The organism is Epilithonimonas sp., from assembly GCF_032055105.1.
GTDB lineage: Bacteria > Bacteroidota > Bacteroidia > Flavobacteriales > Weeksellaceae > Epilithonimonas.
In genome coordinates this window covers 77,469-91,358 of the sequence record NZ_DAMBRK010000003.1, presented here as the reverse complement: position 1 = coordinate 91,358, position 13,890 = coordinate 77,469, and the positions used below count along the sequence as shown (strand labels likewise).

The 13,890-nt window shown below is 34.1% G+C and carries 13 protein-coding genes; 11 read left to right on the top strand and 2 right to left on the bottom strand.

Annotated elements, in window-relative coordinates:
* Window positions 1-64 precede the first annotated feature (64 nt).
* From RTY06_RS03220 to RTY06_RS03200, 5 genes are all read left to right on the top strand, one after another.
* Window positions 65-943 (top strand): helix-turn-helix domain-containing protein, encoded by an 879-nt coding sequence (locus RTY06_RS03220; RefSeq protein ID WP_312822777.1) that lies wholly within the window; start codon window positions 65-67, stop codon window positions 941-943.
* A 90-nt stretch (window positions 944-1,033) separates the two neighbouring features.
* Window positions 1,034-2,089, top strand: a complete 1,056-nt coding sequence (locus RTY06_RS03215) for an alpha/beta hydrolase (RefSeq protein WP_312822776.1) — start codon at window positions 1,034-1,036, stop codon at window positions 2,087-2,089.
* 73 nt (window positions 2,090-2,162) lie between these two features.
* Window positions 2,163-2,729, top strand: coding sequence for a DapH/DapD/GlmU-related protein (locus tag RTY06_RS03210; protein ID WP_312822775.1), 567 nt, complete (start codon window positions 2,163-2,165; stop codon window positions 2,727-2,729).
* Window positions 2,730-3,017: 288 nt separating this feature from the next.
* The gene (locus tag RTY06_RS03205) at window positions 3,018-3,437 is read left to right on the top strand and encodes a cupin domain-containing protein (RefSeq protein ID WP_312822773.1); all 420 of its coding nucleotides are present in this window, start codon (window positions 3,018-3,020) and stop codon (window positions 3,435-3,437) included.
* 71 nt (window positions 3,438-3,508) lie between these two features.
* Window positions 3,509-4,507, top strand: coding sequence for a carboxymuconolactone decarboxylase family protein (locus tag RTY06_RS03200; RefSeq protein WP_312822771.1), 999 nt, complete (start codon window positions 3,509-3,511; stop codon window positions 4,505-4,507).
* Between the two features lie 517 nt (window positions 4,508-5,024).
* On the opposite strand, the gene RTY06_RS03195 is transcribed toward RTY06_RS03200, so the two are convergent.
* Complete coding sequence (locus RTY06_RS03195) at window positions 5,025-5,582, bottom strand: hypothetical protein (RefSeq protein ID WP_312822769.1); 558 nt, start codon at window positions 5,580-5,582, stop codon at window positions 5,025-5,027.
* Window positions 5,583-5,675: 93 nt separating this feature from the next.
* Between RTY06_RS03195 and dcm the strand changes: the two genes are divergently transcribed.
* The 6 genes from dcm to RTY06_RS03165 all read left to right on the top strand — a co-directional run bounded on the left by dcm (window position 5,676) and on the right by RTY06_RS03165 (window position 12,741).
* Window positions 5,676-6,902, top strand: a complete 1,227-nt coding sequence (gene dcm, locus RTY06_RS03190) for a DNA (cytosine-5-)-methyltransferase (protein WP_312822767.1) — start codon at window positions 5,676-5,678, stop codon at window positions 6,900-6,902.
* 36 nt (window positions 6,903-6,938) lie between these two features.
* Window positions 6,939-7,748, top strand: a complete 810-nt coding sequence (locus RTY06_RS03185) for a TdeIII family type II restriction endonuclease (RefSeq protein WP_312822765.1) — start codon at window positions 6,939-6,941, stop codon at window positions 7,746-7,748.
* Window positions 7,749-7,878: 130 nt separating this feature from the next.
* Window positions 7,879-8,949, top strand: coding sequence for a DNA cytosine methyltransferase (locus RTY06_RS03180; protein WP_312822763.1), 1,071 nt, complete (start codon window positions 7,879-7,881; stop codon window positions 8,947-8,949).
* Entirely contained in the window at window positions 8,939-10,006 is a 1,068-nt protein-coding gene (locus tag RTY06_RS03175) for a hypothetical protein (protein WP_312822761.1), read from the top strand. Before RTY06_RS03180 ends, RTY06_RS03175 begins: the two co-directional genes overlap by 11 nt.
* Complete coding sequence (locus RTY06_RS03170) at window positions 10,007-11,791, top strand: hypothetical protein (protein WP_312822759.1); 1,785 nt, start codon at window positions 10,007-10,009, stop codon at window positions 11,789-11,791.
* Complete coding sequence (locus RTY06_RS03165) at window positions 11,788-12,741, top strand: hypothetical protein (protein ID WP_312822757.1); 954 nt, start codon at window positions 11,788-11,790, stop codon at window positions 12,739-12,741. The genes RTY06_RS03170 and RTY06_RS03165 overlap by 4 nt, the downstream gene beginning before the upstream one ends.
* Before the next feature lie 345 nt (window positions 12,742-13,086).
* Here RTY06_RS03165 and RTY06_RS03160 read toward each other — a convergent pair whose 3' ends face one another.
* Complete coding sequence (locus RTY06_RS03160; protein ID WP_312822756.1) at window positions 13,087-13,383, bottom strand: hypothetical protein; 297 nt, start codon at window positions 13,381-13,383, stop codon at window positions 13,087-13,089.
* Between the last annotated feature and the right edge of the window lie 507 nt (window positions 13,384-13,890).

Below are 13,890 nucleotides of genomic sequence, written 5' to 3'. Positions count from 1 at the left end.
GATTCTATTGGTATTTAACTTCCTTGATAAATTTTTTTTGGTTTGAATTTCTTAACTTTGAAAAATGAAAGAAAAGGTGCAAAGAGTTGTATCGGAGTTTAATACTGAATTAAAATTAAAAGGTTTCCGTGCATTCCAGATTGAGCAGGATGGAAGCGATACTCGCGTGTACAGCAGAAAAGAATTCTATAAAATCTGCCTGACGACTGGGAAAAGTAAGATTCATTATTCTGATAAAAGCTTCGAGCAGGAAGGAACTGTTTTGTTCTTCGGAAATCCCCATATTCCGTACTCCTGGGAAACGATTTCTACAACTTACAAAGGTTATACTATTCTTTTTTCTGAAGAATTTTTCAAAAATTCTGAACGCTCCGAAAGCTTACAGCAATCTTCTTTCTTTAAAATTGGCGGAACTCCCGTTCTGAAAATTACCGAAGAACAGAGACTTTTTCTCAATACCATTTTCCAAAAAATGATTACCGAGCAAGAAAGTGATTATGTTTACAAAGATGAATTGATTCGCAATTACATCAGCCTTATCATTCACGAATCTTTAAAGTTGGAACCTGCAGAAGATTTCAACCAGAACAAAAATGCGGTATCAAGATTATCATCTGTTTTTCTGGAATTGTTGGAAAGACAATTTCCTATTGAAACAACCGACCAATCTCTGCAACTGAAATCGGCTCAGGATTTTGCAAAAAATCTGAATGTTCATGTTAATTATCTCAACCGTGCTGTAAAAGAAGTGACTGGAAAATCTACGACAGCTCATATCACGGAACGTATTCTCACAGAAGCAAAAGCATTGCTGCAGCACACTGACTGGAATATTTCAGAAATCGCTTTCGCACTCGGATTCGATTATCCGACCTATTTTAATAATTTCTTTAAAAAACAAACCGGAACCAATCCAAAAGCATTTCGTTTGACTGAGGTTTGATTTTCTTAATTTTTGGTTTGATTATTATTAACTGTTAGCACTTCGCTGTATCTAATTTTGTATCAGTAATTTTTTAAACAAAATTCAGATATGAAAATAGTAACGACAGTGATGGCTTTGTCCTTTCTTTTCATCGGAAAGGCATTCGCGCAAAATAAAAAATCAAATCAAAAAACAATGAATACAACAGAACAAAACGAACATTATACTTTCCAACTCAGCGATAAAGTAACCCGAAAAGCGGTTAGCTTCAAAAACCGTTACGGAATCACCCTTTCAGGAGATTTATACCTTCCAAAAAATACAGGAAACGAAAAATTGGCAGCCTTGGCAATCAGTGGGCCGTTTGGTGCGGTGAAAGAACAATCTTCCGGTTTGTATGCCAATCAAATGGCGGAAAGAGGTTTTGCCGTTATCGCTTTCGATCCTTCTTACACCGGCGAAAGTGGAGGCGAGCCGAGAGATATTGCTTCGCCAGACATCAATACCGAAGATTTCAGTGCAGCAGTTGATTTCCTTGGACTTCAAAAAAATATTGACCGAAATAAAATCGGAATTATCGGAATCTGTGGTTTTGCAACTTTTGCTTTAAATGCAACCATTGTCGACAAACGTGTGAAAGCGGTGGCGACGACGAGTGCTTATGATATTTCAAGAGTGAGCGCCAAAGGATATTACGATAAAATGACTCCCGAAGAGCGTACAAAAGCTTTCGAAACAATGAGCCTGCAACGTTGGGTTGATGCTGAAAATGGAAAACCTGAATATCCAACAACTCATTTGCCTGAAAAATTAAACGGTGATGAACCTCAATTTGTAAAGGATTATTTTGATTATTACAAAACGCCGAGAGGATATCACAAACGTTCTTTAAATTCCAATAAAGGCTGGACGAAAACCAACTCTTTATCTTTTGCCAATTCGGTAATGTTGAGTTACATCAAAGAAATTTCGCCAAGACCAATGTTGTTAATTGCCGGGGAAAATGCGCATTCCAAATATATGAGTGAAGACATTTATAAAATGGCTGCAGAACCGAAAGAATTGATGATTATCCCCAATGCGGTTCACGTGGATTTATATGATAATGTTGATGTGATTCCTTTTGAAAAACTAGATAATTTCTTCAGAACCAATTTAAAATAATTGAATAGTACAATCGTTAAATCTGCTTTTCTAAAAGTGGATTTAGCATTTCTATTTCTCTAAATATTTAAAAATGAGCCTTAACGAAGATATTTTCGCCAGACTAAAAAATGGTGAAACAATAATGCCCGACGACTCGGAAATTTACAAATTACTTGAAGCTTCTTATGGGGTTAAGAAACAATTGCTTAAACTCAATAATTCAACAGAACCGGATGAGATTTTAAAAATATTAAGTGAAATTGTCGGTGAAAAACTAAAGAATGTAGCACTATTTACGCCTATTTACCTCAACTATGGAAAACATCTTAACATCGGTAAAAATGTATTCATCAACTTCGACTGTACTTTTTTGGCTTTGGGCGGAATTATCATTGAAGATGATGTTTTAATCGGTCCGAAAGTCAGCCTGATAACGGAAAATCATCCTTTAGAACCTCAACTTAGAAAAGGTTTGATTGGAAAATCTATTCTCATCAAACGAAATGCGTGGATTGGAGCCAATGCGACCATTCTTCCGGGAGTAACGATTGGCGAAAATGCAGTTGTCGCAGCGGGAGCGGTGGTTTCCAAAGATGTTCCGGACAATGTTGTAGTGGGAGGAATTCCTGCAAAAATCATCAAAACAATTGAATCATAAAATATGAAAGAAAACAACAATCAGAATTCGAGAAGAAAATTTATTCAGCAGACGACTTTGGCTGGTGAATTTTAATCATTGTTTATCCCTTCAAATCAGTAAAAAATGGTAAGCAATTCCGTAATCGATATAAAATAAATGATTGTATTGTCGGAACTTTGTAATGCAACTGATTTTGAGTAAATTCCATTCAAAACAATGAAATATTTAATTATTCTACTTTTAACGATCAGTCCAACTGTAATCGCACAAAATAAAGTAAGTTCAAACAAAATAAAATCTAAAAAAATGAGTACAAATATTCCTAAAATAAGTGATTTTCCGACAGGTGAAGAAAACACGGCTTATGCACAATATTTTATTGGTAAATCTTATTTGGCGCCTTTGACAAGCAATAAAGAACTGAATGTTCCTCTTTCGAATTTCACATTCGAACCGGGTTGTCGCAACAATTGGCACAGTCACACGGGCGGACAATTGTTGATTGTTGTGGGTGGCGAAGGTTTGTATCAGGAAAGAGGAAAACCTGCCCGTCGTTTAAAAGTTGGTGATATCGTAGAAATTGCTCCGAATGTTGAGCATTGGCACGGCGCAACTGCTGAAAGTTGGTTTTCGCATTTAGCAACGAATGGAAATCCACAAACTAATCAAAATGCTTGGCTGGAAGCAGTTTCCGATGAAGAATTTGCAGAAGCCAACAAACAATAATTTCTATGATGAGCAAAAACAAGTTTCTACAATGGATCATCCTTTTTGTTCTCACATTAAGTATGACCAAAATGAGTGCACAAGAAACTAAAACCAATCAAAATTTGAATACTAAAGAGCAAAGTCTTGTAAAGATTTCTTCGCTAACGGCTATTGGGAATCTTGAAAATTTGAAAGTTCAATTGAATGCCGGCTTAGATTCTGGTTTGACGATTAATGAAATTAAAGAAGCGCTGGTTCAATTGTATGCGTATTGTGGTTTCCCGAGAAGTCTGAATGCTATTAATACATTTAAAACCGTTTTAGATGAGAGAAAAGCGAAAAGTGTTAATGATGTTGAAGGAAAGAAAATCATCGTTGAAAATTATGTGGCCGATAAATACGAACAAGGCAGAAAAACGTTAGAAACATTAACGAAAACGCCACAAGCCAAGCCGGCACCAGGTTTTGGAGAATTCTCACCGAGAATTGATGCTTTCCTCAAAGAGCATTTATTTGCCGATATTTTTATTAGCGATGTTTTGACTTATAAGAATAGAGAATTGGTAACGATTTCGGCTTTGGCTTCTTTGGATGGCGTAGAAGGGCAGTTGCAATCGCATATCAATATGGGAAAAAATACTGGAATTACTGAAAATCAATTAGCAGAACTGGCTGATTTGGTTCAGGAATTTGTTAACAAAACTCAGGCAAATACCGTTCGGAAAATTATCGGAAAACCGCTCGCTCCCATTATCAAAAACGATATGATAGTTCGTATTTCCGAGATTGAAATTATCCCTGAATTTTTGGATGAATACAATTCAATTCTGAAAGAAGAAGCTTCGGCTTCTATAAAATTAGAGAAAGGTCTGATTGCCATTTTTCCGATGTATCAAAAGGAAATTCCAACACAGATAAGGATTGTGGAAATCTATGCGGATAAAGAAGCGTATCAGTTTCATTTGCAGACACCCCATTTTTTGAAGTACAAAACATCGACTTTGAAAATGGTGAAATCTTTAAAATTAATTGATATGGAAAGTCTTGATAGAGACACGATGTCTAAGATTTTTGAAAAGATAAATTAGTATTCTCATTTATTGGGGCATTGATTGATGAGCTTAGAACTATTTATTCTAAGTTCATTAATTATAAATCTTCTTTCATCATCTCCTTATGATTTTTGCTACATTTAATTAAAGAATTCCAAATCGGGATAAGTTTTTTTTGTATACTTAGCCAATTCATAGTCTGTTCTTGGGGTAAATCAGGATAAACTACTTTTGAAAACTTCCGTCGTCTTCAATATTTTTTGCATTATCTATTAATTTCCAAAGAAGTCACCAGCAATAAGTTACGCTTAAATGGGGTTCAGAAGCATCTTCATTAAACCTTACTTCTCCAATTTTTTAAGAAGGCTTTCAGCATATAATCCGTGAACAGGTTTATCATCAACAAAGTATAATGTTTCAATTGACGTCACTATCGGATCAACTGTTTCATCTGCAACATAAGCTTTGATATTTTGAACTACTTTTCAACTTTCATTCTTGGACTTGTATTTTCCCAATTAGGTCTATTATTGAAAGTTCATCCTCAATGATATTATATCAGTTTTTCAAAGACATCGTCTCTAATGTCACATACAAAGCTTCCCTTGGCATTACCTTTAGTATCGTCGACCCTTTGCTGGTAAGAGTGGAGTGGACGAGTGGATAGGTAATTGTTGAATTCGGGAAACCCGCTTTTCCAAACCCCGTTTAAAGGCTGTACCTTAATCTCGCTCCAATTTGTCTTGTATCCTACAGCAATCCAGTTTACCCAATAATAGATTGCTATTTCGGGATACTTCTCCTGATACCTTAATTTATCTTTCTCATTAAATACTACTGCGTAAGTTGGGTCTATGCTAAATAATTTCTGTGCCTTGAAAAAAGGTGTCGCTTGAAACTTCAGGTCTCCAAGCTTTCCTGTTACAGTATTGACCAAATCTGGAGCATAGGGATCATGCTCTTTTGCTGGATTTATTGACAAATTAAGTTTTTCGCCGTATAGCCTTACGAAAGCTTCTTCAATCTTTTCACCGTCCTTGCACCAATGGGATTTGTCCTGAAGGTCATGGTGCTCTATTTTTTTTCCCTCAATATCAAATAGTTCGTACATAGTTAAAAGTTTTTGTAAATATAAGGGTTTATTTTTATTGTTCGGTTTAGTAAAAAAGTTTATATTTGTAACCATTGTTTAATGTTGTATATTATGGTTATTAATGAATATTTGTCTTTGGCAGAAGCAGCAGAGTTGCTGGGTAAGAACAAGGAGACGCTTAGGCGTTGGGATCGTGATGGGAAGCTTGTGGCAGTCAGGGAACCAATCAGTAACTACAGGATGTACAAGAAGGCGGACGTGGAGAAAATTTTCAAAGGATTTATGCATGAGTCCTTAAACGAAGGCAACTATGTGGAAGCTGAAAATGACTATAAAGTACTTGAGCTGTTTGCAGGTGCGGGGGGCTTAGCTGTTGGCTTAGAGAAGGCAGGGCTTAAATGCGTAGCTTTAAACGAAATCGACAAGTTCGCATGCCAGACCTTGCGTAATAACCGCCCGAACTGGAGAGTTATGGAAGGTGATATCAAGGATTTTGATTTCACTGAATATAAAGACAAGGTGGATGTGGTTACTGGAGGGTTTCCTTGTCAGGCATTCAGCTATGCAGGCAAGAAGCTTGGGCTTGCTGATGCTAGGGGAACATTGTTCTACGAGTTCGCTAGGGTAGTGAAGGAAGTAAACCCGCCTATCTGTATTGGTGAAAATGTGCGAGGTCTTCTTAATCATGACAATGGCAAAACCTTGCAGGGGATGATATCTGTATTGGACGAAATCGGTTATAAAGTTGTACCTGTGGAAGTCTTGAAAGCCATTAACTTCAGGGTGCCTCAAAAGAGGGAAAGGCTGATTTTGGTTGGCATACGTAAGGATATTAGCCTTGATTATCAATATCCTTCTCCATATAATAAGATTTATAACTTGAAGGATGCTTTGAAGAAAGGGGAACTTTACAATTCGGATGTCCCGCTGTCAGGAGGTGCAAAATATCCAAAAAGGAAAGCTGAAATATTGGATCTTATCCCGCAAAAAGGCTATTGGCGCGATTTGCCTCTAGACTTGCAAAAAGAATATATGGGAGGCAGCTTTTATTTGGGCGGCGGAAAGACTGGTATTGCAAGGAGGATTGGATGGGACGAGCCGAGCCTTACCCTGACTTGCAGCCCTGCTCAAAAGCAGACAGAGCGTTGTCATCCGGATGAAACCCGGCCATTTACAGTGAGGGAATATGCAAGGATCCAGACATTCCCGGACGACTGGGAGTTTGCAGGTTCGTTAGCCCAGCAGTACAAGCAGATAGGGAATGCAGTGCCTGTAAACCTTGGGACTGAGGTGGGCTATTCCATTATAAAATTCCTTAATGCGCTTTACAAGGTATAATTTGCTATATTTATAGCAAAAAATTACCTGATAAACATGCCAACAAGGGAAGAAGTATATACAATTGTTCGCGAAACAGTTGTAAGTTCGATATCAAACTATATTAGGAACAGGCGCAACGTGGTTCCTAACTTCCAGATACTTGATTTAATAATACCAACGGAGCGCAAGATACGTTCTGTTGTGGGAGGAATGGAAACGTCTTTAGGGACTACGTTATGGGAGCCTTTAGCTAAAGCAATTGCTAGATCCAATGGGTTTGAAGTCATCAATTCAAACCTCCAAGCTCCAGCCAATATGCCTGCAATACTTCAGAATACAGTCCAAATGCTGATTGAAGGCCGGAACAATAAGAACGTGACTTATAATGCCCAGTACTGCCATGATAGGATCAAGGAATCGTGTCAGAATTTCCTTATTAACCCGATCAACGACTTTATTCCGGCACCTAAAGGATTTGGAGTAGATATTTGGCTGAAGAAAGACGGTATAGATTATTTCTTTGATACAAAAACGGTTCAAGCAAATGTAGGTAGTTATGCAAGATGCTTTGTTCAGGTTCTGAACTGGTATTCTTACTTTTATTCTAAGTACCCGAGTGGAAATGCATTTTCAAGGATCGTTTTTCCCTACAATCCTTATGGCGAAATCAATTTTTGGTCTAAGACAATAGGGAAGGGTTGGCCTCTAGAACCTTATAATGAAGGCTGGGTACAGGATGATTTCTGGGATTTCATTTCAGGTATTGAGGGTACGTACTCTATAATATTCCAGGCTTTCAACAGCATTTCGGAAACGGGAGACTTGCAGGAATTGATACAGGAGATTTTTTACGGCCATATTTAAGAATATTATCATATATAAGTGAAAAATGTTTTTTATAATCTAGTATATTTGCATTTTTTAAATTAATTAAAAAATTTGACATAAATTATATTACAAATTTTAAACCTTAAAAACTTTTATATAAATTAGAATGAGTGAAAATGTCTTTATAGCAATTGATCTTTTTAGCGGTGCAGGAGGCATGAGTGCAGGAGCTGTCATGGCTGGAATCAAGGTTAAGGTAGCGATTGAGTACGATAAACATGCAGTTGAGACATTTAGAAGTAACCATCCAGACACTGAAGTTATTAATGAAGATATTAGAAAAGTAGTTTTAGATAAAAGCTATAAAGAGCCATTTATTATTTTTGGTGGACCTCCTTGTCAAGGATTTTCAACTTCAAATACTAAGACGAGAAATAATGACAATGTTAATAATTCATTATTTCGTGAGTACATAAGGCAAATTGAAGAATTGAGACCGAAGTGGTTTGTTTTTGAAAATGTGGAAGGAATTACCACATTTGAATCTGGCACAGTCGTCGCAAAGCTAACAGAAACATTTGCAAAATTAGGCTATAAAACAGAGTGGAAAATTTTAAAAGCATCGGATTATGGTGTTCCACAGAATAGGAACAGATTCTTTATGGTTGGTAATAGAGTAGGTGTGGATTTTGTTTTTCCAAAAAAAAAAACAATAAATTTTAGTGTCTTTGATGCTATTTCAGATTTACCGATTTTAACGAATGGTGCAACGCATGCTGAACTTGACTATAAAACTGAACCTATAAATTCATATATGAAGCTAATGCGAGGCAGCTCAAAAAAGTCTACGCAAAATTTTGTTTCTAAAAATCAGCAGTTTGTGATTGAAAGATATAAATATATAAAACCCGGTCAAAATTGGAAAGCAATACCTCAAGAGCTTATGACAAATTATAAAAATACTAACAACTGTCATAGCGGAATTTATAAAAGATTAAACCCTAATGAACCTTCAATTGTAATCGCTAACTATCGGAAGAATATGCTCATCCATCCTTTCGAAGACAGAGGACTTTCTGTACGAGAAGCTGCGAGAATACAAAGTTTTCCAGATAATTTTGAATTCAAAGGTTCTTTAACATATCAACAACAACAAATAGGTAATGCTGTTCCACCATTACTAGCAAAGGCTCTTTTTGAACAAATCATTAAACTAAATTCAGAAAATGAATCTTGAAGAAGAATTTTTAGAAAACTTAAAGCCAGACAACTCTTTTCCTGATGAAAAGGACTATATAGCTACATACAAAATTTTAAAGCAAAATTTTGCACCTATTCATAACGAAATAAAAACTAAAATATTAGAGATTGAAAAAGAAGGTTATTTTAATGACCACGGTCCTGATCACATAAAAATGGTTGTTGATAGGGCATCAAAAATCATAAATAATTTCAAATTAAACGATTCTAGCTTTTTATTATCACAGTATGAAATTTTTATCTTGTTAGTAGCAATAAACCTGCATGATAGTGGTCATTTAATTTCTAAAAGAAGTGGACATGCGCAGGCTGCAAAAGAATTGTTAAGTAGGTTTGATAAAAACCCTAACAGCTTATTATCTGTAAATGAGAGACGAATTATTGGAGATATTGCTAAAGCACATGGCGGTAAGAATGATCCTATTGGTATGCTTCAATCTGATGATTATATTTCAGGAAAGAAAATTCGTCCAAAATTATTAGCTGCAATTTTACGATTAGCTGATGAATTAGCAGAAGATAAATCAAGAGCTTCAAGATTTCTTTTAGACCTTACAGAAGAGTCTGGACTGGAGTATGAGCCATTAGACAAACATAGTGAGATCTATCATAGATTTTCTGAAGCAATTGATTCGGTTTTTCTTGAAGGTAATGTAATCAAATTGTCTTTTTGTGTGAGTGTTAAAAATCTTAATAAGAAATTCGAAAAGAAAAGCGATAATGTAATCACAGAACATTTTCTATTAGATGAAATTTATGATCGATGTTTAAAAACATTTACTGAAACACTCTACTGCAACAGATTTTACCCACCGCATAACAGATATAGTAAAATTACGGTAGTTATTTTTTTACTTGATGAGTATGATGATTATATAATTGATCCAATCTCCTTTATTATGGAAGAAAATGGTTACCCTTTAATGTACGTAAAAGATATATTTACAATGTGTAAACAATCATTAAAAACGGTAACTGGTCGTAATATTGATGGAGAATATATCGCAGAAGTTATTTCAGAAAAAACTATTTAAATGAAAAATCCGTTTGACGTTAAAACACCAGAGGGAATATCTGCTGAAGATGCACACGAGCTATTTGTTGATGTATTTACTGATTTTTATCAAGTAAATAAGGTAGGTCATGCGTTTTTAAATGGACCGCGGGGATCCGGCAAAAGTATGATGTTTCGATATATGATGCCGGATTGTCAAAAGCTTAGCAAAAATTCATCCTTAAACGAAATAGATTACTTTTCATTATATGTTCCTTTTAAATTAACTGACATTAATTATGTAGAATTAGAAAGATTCAAGCAAAATTCAAATGTTTTTATAAATGAACACTTACTTACAACTTTTGTTGCTTCAAAATGCTTTAGTAGCCTCTTAAAATATGAGGAAGAAATAAATTCTTGCCTAAATGAGATTGAAAATTTTTACAATAACGTTTTTTTGTGGAATGTAGAAATATCTGGAGCCAACATAGATAATTATAAAAAAGAATTTAATACTGGTATAGAATATATAACCCAGATGGTTAAGATTTTAGATTCAATGTTGATTATTTGTAAAAATTATTGTAAAAGATATTTAATTCCAGATAATAGAGAAGATTATAATGGTCCACTGTGTAATTATTTAGACTTTCTCTACCCTCTTTTGCTTGAATTAAAAGAAATGCCATTTATGCCAGCAGGTAAGCCGATATTTTTATTAGCTGATGATGCAGGATATTTAAATGAAACTCAAACTAAAATATTAAATACCTGGGTTTCATACAGGACATCAGATTTTGTAAGTATTAAAATTTCAACACAATTAGATTACAAGAGTTATTTAACCATAACAAATAAAACCATAGATTCACCTCACGACTACTCAAAAGTTAACATAGCAACTATATATACGACTTCGAATAATAATTATTATCATAGAATTGAAGATATTGTTTCAAGAAGATTGAAAAAATATTTAGGAATCGATATTTGTCCTAAAGATTTTTTCCCTTCTGATGAAGAACAAGTTAGAAAGATTAAACAAATTTATGATAGTTTAAAAAATCAATATGAAGATTCGGAAAAAAAACATTCAGGTGGGGATGCGGCCAGAAGATTTGCCTCTTCTGAATATTTGAAATTTTTGAAGAGCAAACGTTCGGGGTCTACTCTTAATTATGCAGGATTTAATAATTTAGTAGATATATCGTCTGGTATAATTCGACATTTTCTCGAACCAGCATCTATTATGTTTGCAGAGAACATTTCAAAGAATGGGGCGAAAAGTGAAACTGAACTTATACCTGTGAGTATTCAAAACGATGTAATACAAAATTATTCTAGGAAATTTCTGGAAGATGAATTTGAGTCAGTTAAGGAGGTTCATGGAGTCAAGTTAGAAAATGAAATACTTAGTAAAGCTGACAAACTTTTTAATATGATTAGTGGTTTGGGACAGATGTTTCATCGTATATTTGTGTCAGACAAAACAGAGCGTGTAGTTTTTTCTGTTGCATTATATGATAATCCAGACAGAGAGTTAGCTGAAATTATTGATTTAGCTGAGCACTATGGTTATATTCATAAAAGTTCAATCGGAAATAAAGAAGGGACAGGGCGGTGTAAACTTTATATTTTAAGCCGTACTTTAGCACCTTATTTTAGACTTGATCCAACAGGTTTTAAAGGGTATAAATTTATGAATAGTGAGATCTTGAAGATTAGTCTTACAGATCCCAAAAAATTTGAGAAAATCGCCAATAAGCAAATTGATGATTCTCAAATTAATGGTCAACAATTAAATCTTTTTGATGATTTATGAAAATAAATGAAAATAATCTTAATGAACATTTAAAAGAAATTGATTTATTTATATGTTCATCTGGTTTCGAAAGTAGATCAAAAAAAGTTGCTTTGTCTTTAGATAAAGCATCTGTGGCTAAGAGTATTATTTTTCATCTTAATGATACATATCGAATTTCCGATAGTCACTTAAGTGAAGTACAGAATCATTTTCAAGATATTGATAAAATATTTTATCCAAAAAATTCTTCTTTAGAGACTTTTGATATTTTTTATTCAACTTTAAAAAAAATATCCTTTGGCAATAATGTTATAAATCCGAAAATTGTCATAGATATTTCTACATTCACCCGTGAAATATTACTCATATTAATTAAGGTTCTTTCCCTACCGGTATTTTCCAATTTTAATGTGAAAATTATTTATACCCCCAATAAATCATATGGAAATAATAGCATGACGGCATGGATGACTAAGGGTGTAAGGGACATACGTTCGATTGTAGGTTACTCAGGATTGCTATCTCCATCAAAAAAAACAATACTTATAATCTTAGCTGGTTTTGAAGAAGAAAGGACAGAAAATATTATTGATGCATTTGAGCCATATCATATTATTCTAGGAAAACCTTCTAAGTCTGATTCTATAAATAGTGAATTAAGTGAATTAGCAAAAAGCAAGTATTTTTTTATTAAAAATAAATATCAGCATTTAATATTAGAAGAATTTGAATTTTCGTGTATGTCTTACACAGATACATGTGCTTCGATTGAGTCACTTATAAAAAAGTTTGGTGCATTTAATTTGATTGTATCACCACTCAACAATAAAATATCGACTATAGGGGTAGCAATGGCTGCTTTGAAAAACGAAGAGTTGCAAGTATGCTATGCATCAGCTAATCAATATAATATTGATGCTCAAAATAAGGAATGTGATTTTTTCATGTATTACGATTTGATTTTTTAATCAAAATTACATAGCCACCTTTATTAAATACAGTTTGGTTTCATTACAAAAAATCTACTATTATTTTAGTGGATTTTTTGCTTAGTGCTTTCAATATATAAAAACAACAAATATGAAAACACTAAAAATCTCCAGCGCAATTGTAACAATTGCAATCATCACATTATCTATATTGCTTTATCAAAGCAATACAAAGCTTAAAGCGTCTAAGAATTCTCTAAAGCAAAAGGAGACTACTTTACAGCAAAAGAGAAATTTCTAAGAGAAATAGAAGAGGTTATAAAACAATGTTCAGATAGATATTATAATAAATTACTAAATAATATAAAATTTGAAATCTAGATTTTAATCTGGAATATTGATGCCTTTTTCCTTTTCGAATTCTTTAAAGAACTGTTCTAAGGAATATTGCTCATGTCTAAGTACATTGTAAATAGTTGACATGGGAATATTATAACCTTCAGGTAATTTAAGTTTAGAAATTGTAGAAGACGTTATTCCACAGAGTTTAGCATATTCATTTTGTGAAATGACTTCGCCTTTTTGGTTATGGTACTCACGTAGAAATTTACTTTCAATAAAATTGCACAGGTGCTTATTCACAAGTGCATTCTTATCGTTTAAAACTTCTTTATCTAGCATCAAATCTTAATCTAGATCAAAAAAATAAAATAATATAAAAAATACTGTTCGCTAAAGCGAATGATTTGCTTTTTTTTATTATATTTGGAAATGTTTACTTATTAAAGTAAATTTGCGATACTTCAAAGAATTAATGAAGCTATTGCTTAGAATCTCGACTTGAAAACTGGTACTTTAAAAGCAACGAGAGGATAAGTTTGCGGCTCACGACCTAGGCGTGGGTCTCTTCCTCTTATCTGTTGCACGGTATACCAGTACCTCAGGTCGGATAATGTAGAGTCTCACGCCGTCTTTTTCCAATGCAGTTCGCTTTATCTCTACATTAAATTCTAAGCCCGCTTCCTAAAAATAGTATCAGATTACACGATACAATAGGAGGGTACAACCTATTGCGGCTTTAAAAAGCTTACACGGGACACAGATTCATTCATATTAAATTCTTTCCGGTGCCTGGCGGTCACTGCTTACAGAACCTCACCATTCCTTTTTCATACCAAAGGGCATCAG